At 67.5% G+C, this 13,654-nt stretch carries 15 protein-coding genes; 9 read left to right on the top strand and 6 right to left on the bottom strand.

The features are described 5' to 3' along the window. The first annotated feature begins 60 nt into the window (after positions 1–60). Entirely contained in the window at positions 61–531 is a 471-nt protein-coding gene (locus ACAD63_RS28205; RefSeq protein WP_135703884.1) for a DUF2127 domain-containing protein, read from the top strand. Here the strand turns inward: ACAD63_RS28205 and ACAD63_RS28200 are convergent. After that, positions 528–2,333, bottom strand: coding sequence for an ExeM/NucH family extracellular endonuclease (locus ACAD63_RS28200; RefSeq protein ID WP_434034106.1), 1,806 nt, complete (start codon positions 2,331–2,333; stop codon positions 528–530). The genes ACAD63_RS28205 and ACAD63_RS28200 overlap by 4 nt on opposite strands. 152 nt (positions 2,334–2,485) lie before the next feature. Between ACAD63_RS28200 and ACAD63_RS28195 the strand changes: the two genes are divergently transcribed. Together ACAD63_RS28195 and ACAD63_RS28190 are read left to right on the top strand one after the other, a co-directional pair. Next, positions 2,486–2,776, top strand: coding sequence for an antibiotic biosynthesis monooxygenase family protein (locus ACAD63_RS28195; protein ID WP_133093293.1), 291 nt, complete (start codon positions 2,486–2,488; stop codon positions 2,774–2,776). A gap of 7 nt (positions 2,777–2,783) precedes the next feature. Next, positions 2,784–3,422, top strand: a complete 639-nt coding sequence (locus tag ACAD63_RS28190) for a CDP-alcohol phosphatidyltransferase family protein (protein ID WP_135703887.1) — start codon at positions 2,784–2,786, stop codon at positions 3,420–3,422. Between the two features lie 44 nt (positions 3,423–3,466). On the opposite strand, the gene ACAD63_RS28185 is transcribed toward ACAD63_RS28190, so the two are convergent. Further along, positions 3,467–4,768, bottom strand: coding sequence for an MFS transporter (locus tag ACAD63_RS28185; protein ID WP_434034105.1), 1,302 nt, complete (start codon positions 4,766–4,768; stop codon positions 3,467–3,469). A 106-nt stretch (positions 4,769–4,874) separates the two neighbouring features. Next, the gene (locus ACAD63_RS28180; RefSeq protein ID WP_135703889.1) at positions 4,875–5,468 is read right to left on the bottom strand and encodes a TetR/AcrR family transcriptional regulator; all 594 of its coding nucleotides are present in this window, start codon (positions 5,466–5,468) and stop codon (positions 4,875–4,877) included. A gap of 128 nt (positions 5,469–5,596) precedes the next feature. On the opposite strand from ACAD63_RS28180, the gene ACAD63_RS28175 reads away from it, so the two are divergent. Together ACAD63_RS28175 and ACAD63_RS28170 are read left to right on the top strand one after the other, a co-directional pair. Then, the gene (locus ACAD63_RS28175; protein ID WP_135703890.1) at positions 5,597–6,364 is read left to right on the top strand and encodes an SDR family NAD(P)-dependent oxidoreductase; all 768 of its coding nucleotides are present in this window, start codon (positions 5,597–5,599) and stop codon (positions 6,362–6,364) included. Between the two features lie 137 nt (positions 6,365–6,501). Next, the gene (locus ACAD63_RS28170; protein WP_133093288.1) at positions 6,502–6,933 is read left to right on the top strand and encodes a cupin domain-containing protein; all 432 of its coding nucleotides are present in this window, start codon (positions 6,502–6,504) and stop codon (positions 6,931–6,933) included. Here the strand turns inward: ACAD63_RS28170 and ACAD63_RS28165 are convergent. Genes ACAD63_RS28165 through ACAD63_RS28155 form a run of 3 tightly spaced genes read right to left on the bottom strand, consistent with a single transcriptional unit; the run spans position 6,917 to position 10,480 of the window. Further along, positions 6,917–7,909, bottom strand: coding sequence for a tripartite tricarboxylate transporter substrate-binding protein (locus tag ACAD63_RS28165; RefSeq protein WP_135703891.1), 993 nt, complete (start codon positions 7,907–7,909; stop codon positions 6,917–6,919). The two genes, ACAD63_RS28170 and ACAD63_RS28165, sit on opposite strands and share 17 nt — an antisense overlap. 35 nt (positions 7,910–7,944) lie before the next feature. Continuing rightward, positions 7,945–9,447, bottom strand: a complete 1,503-nt coding sequence (locus ACAD63_RS28160; RefSeq protein ID WP_135703892.1) for a M81 family metallopeptidase — start codon at positions 9,445–9,447, stop codon at positions 7,945–7,947. A gap of 34 nt (positions 9,448–9,481) precedes the next feature. Continuing rightward, positions 9,482–10,480: a Bug family tripartite tricarboxylate transporter substrate binding protein gene (locus tag ACAD63_RS28155; RefSeq protein WP_195427444.1), complete on the bottom strand. Its 999-nt coding sequence runs from the start codon at positions 10,478–10,480 to the stop codon at positions 9,482–9,484. 205 nt (positions 10,481–10,685) lie between these two features. On the opposite strand from ACAD63_RS28155, the gene ACAD63_RS28150 reads away from it, so the two are divergent. The 4 genes from ACAD63_RS28150 (at position 10,686) to ACAD63_RS28135 (ending at position 13,562) form a co-directional block, all read left to right on the top strand. Then, positions 10,686–11,711, top strand: coding sequence for a LysR family transcriptional regulator (locus ACAD63_RS28150; RefSeq protein WP_240745780.1), 1,026 nt, complete (start codon positions 10,686–10,688; stop codon positions 11,709–11,711). 299 nt (positions 11,712–12,010) lie between these two features. Then, the gene (locus ACAD63_RS28145) at positions 12,011–13,036 is read left to right on the top strand and encodes an acetamidase/formamidase family protein (protein ID WP_434034104.1); all 1,026 of its coding nucleotides are present in this window, start codon (positions 12,011–12,013) and stop codon (positions 13,034–13,036) included. Positions 13,037–13,127: 91 nt separating this feature from the next. Then, positions 13,128–13,355 (top strand): XapX domain-containing protein, encoded by a 228-nt coding sequence (locus ACAD63_RS28140; protein ID WP_135703896.1) that lies wholly within the window; start codon positions 13,128–13,130, stop codon positions 13,353–13,355. Between the two features lie 15 nt (positions 13,356–13,370). Continuing rightward, positions 13,371–13,562: a DUF1427 family protein gene (locus ACAD63_RS28135; RefSeq protein WP_063240339.1), complete on the top strand. Its 192-nt coding sequence runs from the start codon at positions 13,371–13,373 to the stop codon at positions 13,560–13,562. Positions 13,563–13,654 lie beyond the last annotated feature (92 nt).

The raw sequence follows: 13,654 nt of genomic DNA, 5'->3' as shown, positions 1-13,654 counted from the left end.
GCGTTTCCCTGTTGCACAATACCGGCTTTGCAGTCACTGCAATCCGGACGGGGAACACGCATGGCAAAGCAGGGTGAGGGCGCTCTGGGCCTGAAGGGCATTGCAATGTTCGAGGCGGCCAAGGGCCTGCTGGTGATCGTCGCTGGCCTGGGGCTGGCCGCGCTGCTGCACCGCGATGCGCAGGCGCTGGCCGAAGCCATCATCCAGCGCCTGCACGTCAACCCCGCCAGCCGCTATCCCACCATCTTCCTGTCGCTGCTCGCGCATCCCGATAACGCGCGCCTGTGGGCGATCGGCGGCTCGGCGGCGGTCTATGCGCTGATGCGCTTCGCCGAGGCCTACGGACTTTGGCGCGGGCTCGCCTGGGGCAACTGGATCGGCATCTGGTCCGGCGGCATCTATATCCCGCTGGAGTTGTACGAAGCCTTTGTCCATCCGGGCTGGCTGCATGGCGGGCTGGCGGCGGCCAACCTGCTGGTGGTGCTGTACCTTGCGCAGGGATTGCTGCTGCGGCGCATGTCGGCCGGCTAGGGCGATCCGGCGGCCAGGGCGAGGTCGATCAGCAAGGGGTCGTGGTCGGAGGACCGGTATGCATCGGGGGCGTAGTAGGCCGGCACCGAAGGCGCGCCCGGGGCCGGCGCATAAGAGAACGCCGCCGGCTCGTCGGCATTGATATGCCACGGCTGCACGGCTACGACATGCCTCGCGGCCGCGGCATCCGCCAGCACATGGTCGAGGTAGCCGGCCTGTCCGTTGTAGACGTAGCTGTAGGCCTGCGGCCCCGCCAGCTTCGCCACCATGTCCGCATAGCCGCGCCGTGCCAGCAGCCGCACCGGATCTTCCATTGCATAGCTGTTCAGGTCGCCGATCACCAGCACGCCCGCGCCGGGGGCGCCGGTCGGCACCATGGCAATCCAGTCGGCCAGGGCGCCGGCGGCCTGCACGCGCGAGGGATTCCAGCATCCTTGCCCATCGCCCTGGTCGGCTTGCGCGCCAGCGGCTTCCGCGCAGTTCTTTGACTTGAGGTGGTTGACCACGACCGTCACTGGCGCGCCGCCGGCCTTTGCCCGGAAGCTGGCGGCAAGCGGCTGGCGGCTGCGGGCGCCCAGCCAGGTGGTGGCGGCACGGCCTACGATCTCCGTGGCGCGGGCGTTGTACAGCAGGCCCACCGCGATGGCATCGCCGCCGAGCGCGGGCGTTCCGGGATCGACGACGCGCCAGTCGGGCCCGAGCCGCGCCGCCAGTTGCCGCACGGCGCTGTCCGGGCCAAAGCCGTTGTTCTGCAACTCCATCAGGCCGATCACGTCGGCATCCAGCGCACGCAGTGCGGCGGCCAGCTTGGCCTCCTGCCGGGCCAGCGCCGCGGCGGTCCGCGCGCCGCGGTTGTCGCCCGAAGCGAGGCCACCACTGCCGCCACCGCCGTTAAAGTAGTTCTGCAGGTTGAATGCCGCCACCCGCAGCGTTGCGGCGGGATGGCGCGCCGGCGCGCCCGGGCGCGGATTGGCGGCCTGGAACGCCGGCGCCCGCGCGCCGCGTACCGGCTGCAGGCGCCACTGCCCGTGGCGCTTCTCCAGCACGCCGGCCACGCCGCTGACGGTATCGCCGGTACGCAACGGATGGCTGGCGGCAAGCTGCGGCGGCGGGTACGGCACCACTTCCGGGTACTGGCGCGTCGAGCCATCGTCGAGCAGCAACCGGTTGCGCAAATTGGCCGCCGCGGCTTGCGCTGCGCCCGCGCCTGGCAAGGCGACCTGCGTGGGCGCGAACGGGCGCCCCACGCTCAGCGCCAGCGTGCCATAGCGCGCCAGTTCATGGGTTTCGCTGACCGTCAGCGTCTGCGGCATCCTGACCAGCATGCCGGCGCGGGCACGCAGGTCGGCATCGCTGGCCGGCAACACCAGCGTTGCCGGCGTGACCGGAATGCCGCTGGCGCAGACCGCCGGCGCATCGGACAAGGTCAGCTGTGTTTGTCCGAATTTTTCCTCGACCCTTCCGGACAGGCGCACGAGGTCGCCCGTGCGCGCCACTGCCCGCGGGGCATAGACGAACAGCCCTTCGGAAATGCCCGGCCGCTGCTGGCGCTGGGCGTCGGCCTGCTGCACGAAGAAGCCGCGCAGGCCGCGATCGCCGCTGAAATCCGCGGTGACCACCGCTTCGACCTCGACCATTCGGCCGGACCATGCGCCGCCGTCCTGGACCTGGGCAATGGCCGTCGCCGGCGCGCCGCATGGCTGCACGGCGCCAAACGCCGGCGCGGCACCGGGCAGGCAGAGAAGAATGGTGAGGGCAGGGATGCAAAAACTTCCGGGCAGCGGTCGCAAGCGGGTCGGCATGGCAGCTCTGGCAACGAAGTGGCAAGGTCCACGATGCTAGCCGAGCGGTGTAACGGAATGCTTTCCGCGGCATGCGGCGCCGTCGATCGTGCTAAGGTAGTAAGAACCCGCCGGCGTGCGCCGGCCTCCTACCCAAAGGTAATAGAACCGCCATGATCAAGGAAATCGCTCAACTCACCATCAAGCCCGGCATGGAGCGGCAGCTCGAACAGGGCGTCAGCCAGGCCAAGCCGCTCTTCCTGCGCTCGCGCGGCTGCCATGGCGTGCAGCTGTTCCGCTCGATCGAGCAGCCCGAGCAGTACACGCTGGTGGTCGACTGGGAGACCGTGGAGGACCACATGGTCCACTTCCGCGAATCGCCGGAATTCCAGCAATGGCGTGCGCTGGTGGGCGATACCTTCGCTGCACCGCCGAGCGTGCACCACGTATCGCAGGCCCTGTAAGCGCGCGATGAACACACGGCCGGAGCGTCCCCGCCATTTCTCGATGCTGCGCGAACTGCAGCTTGCCGACGTGTTCACGCTCGGCAATGCAGCCTGTGGCATGGGGTCGGTCTTCTTCGCCATGTTCTACGTGGCGGACCAGCAGCTGTCGCACTTCTACACGGCCGCGGCGCTGGCGCCGCTGGCCTTTATCTTCGACGTGCTCGACGGCCGCATCGCGCGCTGGCGCCATGCCCATTCGGCGCTGGGGCGCGAGCTCGATTCGCTGGCCGACGTGATCTCGTTCGGCGTGGGGCCGGCCACGCTGGCGTTTGCCGCCGGCATGCGCGGCGGCTGGGACCTGGCCATCCTGATCTACTTCGTCTGCTGCGGCGTGAGCCGGCTGGCGCGCTTCAACGTCACCGCCGAAACGCTGGCCGCCGGCAGCGACAGCGGCAAGGTGGCGTATTTCGAAGGCACGCCGATCCCGACCAGCGTGCTGCTCACCGCCGTGCTGGCATGGTGTGCCTGGCAAGGACAGCTGGGTGGCGACCTGCCTGGCGGCGCCTGGGTGCTGGGCCCTGCCGTGCTGCATCCGCTGGCGCTGCTGTTCGCGCTGTCGGGCACGCTGATGGTCAGCAAGACGCTGCGCATCCCCAAGTTCTGAAGAATGACCCGGTGCGTGCGGGAACCCGCGCGCACTGCGTGGGCTCACGCGCGAACGGGCTCCGCCATGCTTGCCGCACGCTTGCGGCTGGCCATCAGCGCCAGCAGCGCCGCCACCAGGCAGGCCGCGCCGGCGGCATACAGCGCCGGCGTATAGGTCAGCAGCAGCGTGCGGGTCATCCCCGCGCCGAACGCCGCCACGGCCGCGCCGATCTGGTGGGCCGCGAAGATCCAGCCGAACACGACCGGCGCGCGCTCGCGCCCGAACGCGGTGGCGGCCAGCTTGACCGTCGGCGGCACGGTGGCGATCCAGTCCAGCCCGTAGAACATGGCAAAGATCGACAGGCCGTACAGCGTGAAGGTCGAATGCGGCAGCCAGAACAGCGACAGGCCGCGCAGCGCGTAGTACCAGAACAGCAGCTTGCGGCTGTCATAGCGGTCCGACAGCCAGCCCGACAGGATCGTGCCGACGAAGTCGAAGGCGCCCATCATCGCCAGTGCCGACGCCGCCGGCACCGGGCCCATGCCGAAGTCGCCGCAGAGCGCGATGAAATGCGTCTGGATCAGGCCATTGGTGCTCAGGCCGCAGATAAAGAAGGTGCCGGCCAGGACCCAGAACGCCTGCGTGTGCGCCGCATCGCGCAGCACCACGAACGGCGCGCGCAGCGTCAGCGGCGCCGGGGGCGCGGACGGCTGCACCGGCGCCGCGGCCGGGACTTCGCCGAACGCCGCCAGGCCCACGTCGGCGGGACGGTTGCGCATCAGGCCCAGCACCAGCATGGCCAGCAGCGCGCACGCGGCCAGCACGGGCAGCACGGCGACGCGCCAGCCCATATGCTCGATCAGCCAGGCGGCCACCGGCAGGAATGCAAGCTGGCCGGTGGCCGAACTGGCGGTCAGCAGGCCGATGACCAGCCCGCGCCGCGCGCTGAACCAGCGGTTGGCGACCACGGCTGCCAGCACCAGCGCGGTCAGCCCGGAGCCGACGCCCAGCATCAGCCCCCACGCCACGAAGAGCTGCCACAGCTCGGTCGACACCGTTGCCAGCGCCATGCCGCCCGCGATCAGCGCCAGCGCCGCGCAGACCACGTTGCGCACGCCGAAGCGCTCCATCAGGATGGCCGAGAACGGCGCCATCAGCCCGAACAGCGCAAAGCGGAAGGCAAGGATCGACGAGATCTCGTCGGTGTTCCAGCCCATCTCGCGCGCCAGCGGCGACAGGAACGCCCCGGGCAGGCCGAGCGCGGCCGAGGTGGTAAGCATCACCAGGAAGGTAAGGGCGGCGACCAGCCACGCGTAGTGGATGCCGCGCCGGTCGAGCCGGCGGGAAAGGGCTTGCGCGAACATTGGGTTTCTCTGACCTCGGAGTTGGGGTGGCGACAGGCGAAAGAGGCCCAGCCCGCCAGCCCATAGGTGGCAGGGGGAAGGGCCCGGCACGTGGTTAAGGGGCGGGCTAGGCGGAACTGCCCAGCAAACGGTTGCGGACGGCGTCGAGCATGGCCTCGGAAAGCGGATCGCCCGCGGTTGCGCGCGCCAGTGTCAGCGCGCCGACCAGCATGGCCATGCGGATCAGGGCTTCTTCCTCGCGTACCCGCGGGTCATCGCTGGCTACGGTCGTGGCCATCTCATCGACCAGTACCTTGAAGCCGTCCAGGTAAGCCTGCCGCACCGGCTTGTCGGCGGGCTCGCGCGCCACGTCCACCGCCAGCGATGAGGCAGCGCAGCCGGCGCCAGGGTTGGCGCAGTGCGCAGCCGTCAGGTACGGCTCGACCAGGTTGGCCAGCATGGTGTGCCGGTCGCCGTTGGCGCGCGCCAGCCGGCGTTCCCAGCGCGCGGCGGATTCTTCAAAGGCGCGCTTGCAGGCCTGCGCGGCGAGCGCGTCCTTGGAAGCAAAGTGGCCATAGAAGCCGCCGTGGGTCAGGCCGGCGCCGGCCATCAGCTCCGCGACGCTGACGCCGTTCAATCCGCGCTCGCGGAACAGCCGCGACGACGCTTGCTCGATCGCCTCGCGGTTCTTGTCGGCTTGTTCGCGTGATGCGCGTGCCATGTGAAGGACTCCTCGGAATTCTGCCTTGACTGCAGTTTAGATGATGGCCATACTTTATTCAATAGATGTCAGTCATCATCTATAGAGCCGGAAAAACAGCAGCCATCCCCATTCAGGAGTTATTCATCATGCACAACCTTTTCGATCTGAGCGGCCGCGTTGCCGTCATCACCGGATCCACCCGCGGCATGGGCCTCGCCATGGCGCGGGCGCTCGGCAACGCCGGCGCCGCCGTGGTGGTATCGGGACGTGACGGCGAAGCCGCGCGCACCGTCGCCGCGCAGCTCGAAGCGGACGGCATCCGCGCCACCGGCATCGCCTGTGACATTGCCGACGTCGACAGCGTGCGCGCCTTCGCCGAGCAGGCTCTGGCCGCGTACGGCCGGGTCGATGCGCTGGTCCTCAACGCGGCGGCCGGCGCCACGCCGGGTTCGATGCTGACGCAAGGCCCCGAGCTGTTCGATGCGGCCATGGCCGGCAATGTGCGCGGCAACCTGATGCTGGTGAACGCGCTGGCGCCGCAGATGGCCGAGCGCCGCGATGGCTCGATCACTTTCATGTCGAGCATCGCGGCGAAGCGCGGCTCGGCGTTCCTTGGCCTGTACAGCGTGACCAAGGCAGCGATCGACCAGGCCATGCGCAGCCTTGCGCTGGAGCTCGGCCCGTCCGGCATCAACGTCAATGCCATTAACCCGGGCCCGGTGCGCACGGAATTCTCGCGCGATGCCTTGTGGGGCGACCCGGAGCGCGAAGCGCGGCTGGCCGCGGGCGTGCCGATGCGCCGCATCGGCGAGGCGGAGGACGTGGCGGGGCTGGCGGTGCTGCTGGCCGCGCCGGCCGGACGCTATATCCATGGCCAGAGCATCGGCGTGGATGGGGGCTTGTCGGCGCAGTAAGGCGATGCGCGGCCAGGCGCAGCGGCGCGATTGAACGGCCATCGGCAAATCACTATGATGAATTTCCCGATGGCCGATAAGGCCTGGAAATGCCGGCGTGGCGCCCCTGGCGAGCCGAGAGAGCGGAGCATTGCATCATGCAGACAACGAGCGCGAGCATTCCGTCGACCCTGGTGGCGGTGCGCCCGGACCGGGAAATCGCCACCAGCCAGAAGCTGCCGTATTTCGTTGGCATTTCCGGCACGACGGCAGGCGCGAGGGCATTGTCGATGCACCTTGTCGTGGTCCCACCCGGCGCGCACGCGGAAGCCCATGTCCATTGCGAGCACGAGACCGCCATCTACGTGCTGGAGGGCAGGGTGGAAACCCGCTACGGCCCCGGCTTGCGAGATTCCGTGGTCACCGGGGCGGGCGAGTTCCTGTTTATCCCGCCCGGTGTTCCGCACCAGCCATTTAATCTCAGCGCCACCGAGCCGGCCCGCGCCATCGTTGCCCGCAACAGCCCGGAGGAGCAGGAGCGGGTACTGCCGTACGATCCTGCCGCGGATACGACTACTCGGTCGCCGTAAAGCCGGAAGCCATGACTACAGGCTTCCACCGCCCCCGCTGGTCCTGGATGGTCTGACGCAGTGCCGCGGCCGGCTGGCCGTTCAGTTCCATGCCCAGCGTCGCCATCCTGTCGCGGAGGTCGCGCGCGCGGACCGCCTCCAGCAGCGCCTTCTCCAACCTTGCAACGGCGGCGGGCGGGGTGCCCGCCGGCACGAACGCAGAGTACCAACCGGAGGCCGTCTCGAAGCCGGGGGCGCCGGCTTCTGCCAGCGTCGGCACGTCAGGCAGCAGCGATGAACGCCTGGTGCCGGTAACGCCGAGGAAGCGGATCTTGCCGGCGCGGTACAGCTCCATCTGCCCGGCAATGGCGTCGATGCCGATGGGCAGCGTGCCGCCGATCTCATCGGTCAGCATCATCACCACGCCGCGGTACGCCGTGGGCGTCAGCGGCACGCCGATTTCCTTGCCGAGGGTGACGACGCCGAAATGAATGCTGCCGCCGAGGGTCACCAGTCCGACGCCGCCTTTCGAGGGATCGCGCTTCACCCACGCCAGGTATTCCTGCATGGTCCGGTACGGCTGGCCGACGCTGGTCGATGCCACCAGCGGCACATCTGCCAGGTACGCGACAGGGACCAGGTCCTTGTCCGGGTCGTAGGGCAGCTGTTTGTAGGTCAGTGGAAAGATCGTGAACGGCGGCGCCGGTGAAATCAGCAACGTCTTGCCGTCGCCGGGTGAGCGCCGGACATTGTCCAGCGCCAGCCGGGCTGAAGCGCCCGGACGATTTTCCACCAGGACCGGCGTGTCGAGGGAGGCGCGCAGCTTCTCGGCCAGCGCACGCGCAAAGATGTCGAGGGCGCCGCCAGGCGCGAATCCAACCACGATGCGCAGCGGGGTATCGGGGGGGGCCGCGAGCGCGGTGGCCGGCAAGACGCCCATGCCCAAGGCAAGGGAAATGCCGACTGCGAGGTTGCGCAGTGCGAATCGGACCGGCATGGTGTCTCCTTTGGGAAGCGAGAATACATCGATCATCAGAACGTCTGGAGCGCGGCGTGTTCGTCCAGCGGATAGATGGGGCGGCTCAGGTTGCGGAAGGGAAACTGGCTGTAGTCCGAGTTGCAGACGCCAGGGCCTGCCACCAGCACGATGTCCTTCGCGATCGGCTCGAAGCCGGCGCGGAAATGCTGGCGCGACTTGATCAGGACATACTTGCGGCGCGACAGGTCGATCCCGGCGTGGGTGAAGACGCCAGTATCGAATGGCTCCTGCGGCTTCTCGCAGACGACGACCAGCGTGCCGTCCACGTCAAGCACCGCTGTCCGGCCGAGGCTGAGCCGCATGCCCGTGAACATCGGCCCGGTCACCTGGTAGGCGCCATCGGTGATGCAGCGAACCTGTCCGGTCAGGCGTAGCGGCTTGCCTTTCAGGCCGAGCGCGGGCATGTCGGTCTTGCCGCCGACGTCGACCGTCACGGTCGTGCCCACACCCGCCTCGATCATCAGGGCTACGGCACCCGGATCCCAGAAGGGCCCGGCGACAACGTCCTTCAGTCCCTGCCGCAGCACCTCACCAAGCACCGTCATCTCGTCGGTCGGCCCGCCCGCACCGCAATTGTCGCCGTGGTCGACGAGGATCACGGGGCCGGCCTTGGCTTCGCGTGCGCGAGCGATGGACGTTTCCATGGGTTCGAGCGGAAAGACGAAGTCGGCGCGGCGCTCCCATGCTGCGGCGCTGAGTTCGTCGAGCAGCTGGGTGCCCGCCTCGGCATGGGCTGCATCGGCGACCACGACCACCGTCAGGCCGACATGTGGAATATCCGCAAGCGGAAAGCCGCCGAAGATCGACACGTTCAGCACCTCGCCATCGCGCTCCGCGGCGATGGCTCGATCCATGATGTCCTTCATCGGTTGCTCGCGCGGTGTCTGGCGCAACATGTGGGTGAGCATCGGCAGCGTGCGCCACAGCATGACCGGGCGGACTTCGCCACGGATTGCCGCCATCAGCGTCTGCGCAGCGCGCGCTCCGGTCTCGTACACGTCCACATGCGGATAAGTCCGGTAGCCGGCAATGACCGTGGCATTGTCCACCAGTGCCTTGCTGAAGTTGGCATGGAAATCGAGCGATACCGCGATCGGCACCTCCGGCGCGGCGGCGCGGATCCGGACAAGCAGTTCGCCTTCGGCATCCGCAAGGCCTTCGGCCACCATTGCACCGTGCAGGTCGAGCATGACGGCGTCGCAGCCTTCGCGCACGGCCTCGATGATGGTGGCCGACATCGATTCGAAGGCTTCCCGTGTCACCACGCCGCTAGGTACGGCATTTGCCATCAGGGGCATCACGAACTGGTCGCCCTGGGCGACCACCAGGTCCATGAACGCCGCCGCAGCGCTGTTGGTGCCCTGGCAGGCGCGCACGGCGTCGTCGCCATACAGCGGACCATCGGTGCTGCTGCCGCGGCTGAAGGCGGACAGCGGCGTGGGAATCGGCGAGAAGGTATTGGTCTCATGCCGCATCAGGGCGATGACGAAGCGCATTGGGCGAGCTCCAGAAAATGGGTCGGACGTGATGTCAGTTGGATTCGAGATTGACCGTGCGAGCGATGGCGCCGTAGCGCACGGTCTCGGCGTGGATCAGGCGACGGCTCTCGGCGGGCGTGGTGAGGACCGGTTCGTAGGCGAGCGACTGCAGCCGCTCGACGAAATCAGGCTCCTGCATGCTGGCGCGCACCTCCCGGTACAGCCGCTCGACGACGGCTTCGGGTGTGCCGGCCTTGGCGACCAGCGCCAGGTTGGCGCGGACGAGCAGGGCATCCTTGCTGTCAGCGACCTGCCGCTGGAGCTTGGGGAACTGCGCGACCGCCGCCGTTTGCAGCACGGCCAGCGGCTTGACTTTGCCGTCGCCGACGTAGCTGATGGAGGAGCCGATGACATCCACATGGGCATCGGTCTGGCCGCCGATCAGGTCCGACATGGCCGGCGGAGAGCCGCGATACGGCACGATGGTGAAGTCCAGTCCGTTGCGTCGCTTCCAGTCCGCCAGGCCGAGATGCGCCGCGCCGGCGACAGCATTGATGCTGATCGAGACCTTGCCCGGGTGCTTGACGATGTAGTCCCTGAGCTCGGTCAGGTTCATCTGCTTGCGGTCCACCCGCGTGACGATCCAGTGCGGCACGGTACTCACGATGGTGACGGGCGTGAAATCCCGGTCGGGGTTGTAGCGCAAGCCCTTGACGGTATGCGGATTGATGTTCAGCGTGCCGTCGCTCGCGAGCAGCAGCGTATTGCCGTCGGCCTTCTCCTTCAGTACCGACATGACGCCCGGCACGGTAGCGCCGCCAGCGATGTTCTCGACCACCACCGGCTGCCCGAGCCGCTGTTCCAGCTTGCGCGCCAGGGTGCGGCCTACGATGTCATAGGAACCGCCCGCGGGAAACGGCACCACCAGCCGCAGCGGCCGATCCGGCCATGCCGCGGCAGCGGCGGGTTGAATCGCGACAAGCATGGTGCCCACCGTGGCGGCTGCCATGACCCCGCGTACGATCCTGGCAATAGTGTTCAGCGTGATCATCGGTTCTCCTCCTGGGGTCTTGCGCCGCCTTGTATTGATGGAATGCCGCCGACTATAAGGGATCGAGGTCTTTACCCAAAAGCGAATAAAAGTCACTGTAGATAAACCAAATGGTTAACTCTTAAAATGCGGCTATCTCCCCGTCACTAGTTTTCCACCGATGCCGAATGATCCTGCCCGCGCCGTCCGGGAATCCGCCCAGTCCATGCTTGGTCGCCTGAAACTTCGTCATCTCCGCCTCGTTCTTGCGCTCAGCGAAGCGGGTACGGCCGCGGCGGTGGCCGAGCGCCTGCACGTCAGTCCGGCTGCGGTGTCGAAGGCATTGGGGGAAATCGAGGATATTGTCGGCACGCCGCTCTATGTCAGGAGCCGACGCGGCCTGGTGCTGACCGAGCCCGGCCGCGAGATGGCGGCTCACGCCAAGGTGCTGCTGGCGCAGTTCGAGCGGCTGGCGGAATCGCTGCACGCGGTGCGTGCCGGCAGCCAGGGCGAGCTGCGCATCGCCTTTCGGACGATCTCGGTGCAGCCGCTGCTGGCGCAGGCCATGACCGATTTCCACCGTGACAATCCGCGCGTGGAAATCAGCGTGATCGAAGGCGGCATCGGCGAAATGACGGAGCAGCTTGTCGACGGCTCGCTCGACCTGCTGTTTGCCTACGACGACCCTCGCCTGTCCCGGCCGGAATTGCGGACCACGCCCGTGGTGCCGGCGCAGAAGGTCGTCATTGTGGCCAGCCGCGACCACCCGCTGCTGGCGCGCCGCAAGATCGCGGCACAGGCCTTGTCTTCAGAGCGGTGGTGCATACCTGCGGCCGGATCGCGCATGCTCCACCTGCTGCACACGGCCTTCCACGCCTTTGGCGTTGCGCCACCGGCATCGGGAATCCGCACGAGCGATGTCGCCGCGACCGCAAGCCTCATGCAGACAGGGCATTACCTGGCAGTCTTCCCCGAGCGCATCGCCGCGCAGCTCTGCGAGGCCAAGGTCGCACGCATTCTGCGCTTCGACCTGCGCAGCCACGTGGAGCCGGTGGTCGTGGTCTGGAATGGCGAAGTCACGCCGCGGCCCGCGGCGCAGCGTTTCCGTGACCTGGTCGTGGAACGGGCCAACCCCGGCGCCTGGCGGCACGAAGGCGTGCCGGTGCTGGGCGCGCGTGCCGTGGCCGCGGCGGGCATGGTGGATCGCGAACCGAAGCCGTCAGCGAATCGTAAGCCGCGCGCGTCCCACTGATGCCCAGATCGTGCCGCCCCAGCGCACGTTTACCCTAGTACGCGCCAGCACAAGTCTTTGGGGCGTATCGCCCTATCGGTCATGCACCGGCTCTTTCTAGTATGGATTCACCGCGCGGCACCGAAAGCACTGCGGCGCGGCATCCGGGCTTCCCTGCCTGGACGTGAATCGCCGGGCTCAATGACGGCGATTCATAAGAAACACGAATAGCCGATATCCCCCTCCCTGCCTGACCGGATACAGCCGATCACCGAGTGAGCGGCTGGGGATGCGGCTGCGAAAAAAATCCAGGAGACGACATGCTGCATGACCTGCCCGCCCGCCCCGAGACCATCCACTGGGGCTATTTCGATGCCACCAAGGCGCCCGCCCTGACCGTGAAAAGCGGGGACCTCATCCGCGCCGAAGCGGTGACCCATCACGCCGGCGATGCGCCAGACCTGATGATGGATGCCGCCATCCGCGAGATCTACCGGACCATCCCGCACGATGACCGCAACCCGGGCGTGCATATCATGACCGGGCCGATCTATGTCGAGGATGCCAGGCCCGGCGATATGCTGGAGGTGCGCTATCTCCAGATGATCCCGCGCTTTCGCTTCGGGGCCAACGTTGCGGCGCACTGGGGGCAGCTCTACCGGGAGTTCGAGAAAGAGCGGGTCACGATCTACGAGCTGGACCAGGCCTCCAACACCGCGCATGCGCTCTATGCCTTCGACTATCCCGGCAAGCTGACCACGCCCGGCAAGGTGGTCGACGACCGCGAATGCTGCCGCCAGCCGGCGCTTGCCGGTGTGCGCGTGCCGGTGCGCCCCCATCTTGGCACGGCCGGGGTCGCGCCCGACAAGCGTGGCCGGGTCACTACCGTCGAGCCCGGGCTGCATGGCGGCAATATCGACAACTGGCGTATCGGCGCGGGGGCCACCATGTACTATCCCGTCCAGGTCGATGGCGCGCTGTTCTCGATCGGCGACCCGCATATCTCGCAGGGCGACGGCGAAATCAGCGGCACGGCGATTGAAGCCTCGCTGAACGTGTTGTTCCAGGTGATCCTGCGCAAGGATTTCCACTTCCCTTCGCCGCTGCTGGAAACGCCCGACTGCTGGGTCGTGCACGGTTTCCACGAGGACCTCGATGAAGCCGGCAAGAACGCGGCCCGCTACATGATCCAGCTGCTGACCGAGCAGCAGGGCCTGTCGCGCGACGACGCCTACTCGCTGATGAGCGTGTCGGCCGACTTCGGCGTGACGCAGGTCGTCGATGGCACGCAGGGCATCCATTGCACCATGCCGCGCGCGATCTTTCCCCCGAAAGGCAAGGGCTGAACTGGCATCCTCATCGAACCCTCGCACCGCCGGACGCCCACCGCCGCAAGGCGGGGAGGGCCCGCGCGGCTGCGGAACCGGAGATACGCGCATGCAATACGTCTACGTAGGACGCAACGAATGGGTGGCCCTGATCGTCGGCCTGGTCACCGGCACCCTGTATTCCTGGCTGGACTTGCCGATTCCCGCGCCCAATGTCACCGGCGGGATCTGCGCCATCCTTTTTACTTACCTCGGCTACCTGATCGTGCAGGCGTTGCGCAGGACGATCGCCTTCGGGCGCCCGCCGCAAGGCAGCCAGGGCAACGGAATTTCCTGAGAGCGGGAGAACGACATGGTCGAAATTGCATTGGGGACGACCGAGTTGCAGGCAGCGGCCGTCGGACTGGTGACTGGTATTGTCTACACTGCTGTTCGTGCGCCGATACCGGCGCCTAACGTGCTCGGCGGCATCTTCGCCATCTTCGGCACATTTGCCGGTTTCGTGCTGGTTGCCGCAATGCGGGGCCAACTGCTGGTCGGATAGCCCGGCGGGCTGAAGGACCTTGCATCAGATGCCTGAAGCGTTGGCGGACAACCATGTCCGCCAATTGCGCTGTTGCAGAACGCTGCCTGGGA

Source organism: Cupriavidus sp. a3, from assembly GCF_051015765.1.
Taxonomy (GTDB): domain Bacteria; phylum Pseudomonadota; class Gammaproteobacteria; order Burkholderiales; family Burkholderiaceae; genus Cupriavidus; species Cupriavidus oxalaticus_A.
The sequence above is the reverse complement of the archived record's forward strand: the minus strand, read 5'-3'. Positions and strand labels throughout refer to the sequence as shown.

Excerpts from the sequence above, each read along its gene's own strand:
- ACAD63_RS28140 (WP_135703896.1), top strand. The coding sequence starts at position 13,128 with ATGCAATACGTCTACGTAGGACGCAACGAATGGGTGGCCCTGATCGTC.
- ACAD63_RS28135 (WP_063240339.1), top strand. The coding sequence starts at position 13,371 with ATGGTCGAAATTGCATTGGGGACGACCGAGTTGCAGGCAGCGGCCGTC.
- ACAD63_RS28180 (WP_135703889.1), bottom strand. The coding sequence starts at position 5,468 with ATGGCACGCGCATCACGCGAACAAGCCGACAAGAACCGCGAGGCGATC.
- ACAD63_RS28150 (WP_240745780.1), top strand. The coding sequence starts at position 10,686 with ATGCTTGGTCGCCTGAAACTTCGTCATCTCCGCCTCGTTCTTGCGCTC.
- ACAD63_RS28185 (WP_434034105.1), bottom strand. The coding sequence starts at position 4,768 with ATGTTCGCGCAAGCCCTTTCCCGCCGGCTCGACCGGCGCGGCATCCAC.
- ACAD63_RS28145 (WP_434034104.1), top strand. The coding sequence starts at position 12,011 with ATGCTGCATGACCTGCCCGCCCGCCCCGAGACCATCCACTGGGGCTAT.
- ACAD63_RS28200 (WP_434034106.1), bottom strand. The coding sequence starts at position 2,333 with ATGCCGACCCGCTTGCGACCGCTGCCCGGAAGTTTTTGCATCCCTGCC.
- ACAD63_RS28205 (WP_135703884.1), top strand. The coding sequence starts at position 61 with ATGGCAAAGCAGGGTGAGGGCGCTCTGGGCCTGAAGGGCATTGCAATG.
- ACAD63_RS28165 (WP_135703891.1), bottom strand. The coding sequence starts at position 7,909 with ATGCCGGTCCGATTCGCACTGCGCAACCTCGCAGTCGGCATTTCCCTT.
- ACAD63_RS28175 (WP_135703890.1), top strand. The coding sequence starts at position 5,597 with ATGCACAACCTTTTCGATCTGAGCGGCCGCGTTGCCGTCATCACCGGA.
- ACAD63_RS28155 (WP_195427444.1), bottom strand. The coding sequence starts at position 10,480 with ATGATCACGCTGAACACTATTGCCAGGATCGTACGCGGGGTCATGGCA.
- ACAD63_RS28170 (WP_133093288.1), top strand. The coding sequence starts at position 6,502 with ATGCAGACAACGAGCGCGAGCATTCCGTCGACCCTGGTGGCGGTGCGC.
- ACAD63_RS28160 (WP_135703892.1), bottom strand. The coding sequence starts at position 9,447 with ATGCGCTTCGTCATCGCCCTGATGCGGCATGAGACCAATACCTTCTCG.
- ACAD63_RS28195 (WP_133093293.1), top strand. The coding sequence starts at position 2,486 with ATGATCAAGGAAATCGCTCAACTCACCATCAAGCCCGGCATGGAGCGG.
- ACAD63_RS28190 (WP_135703887.1), top strand. The coding sequence starts at position 2,784 with ATGAACACACGGCCGGAGCGTCCCCGCCATTTCTCGATGCTGCGCGAA.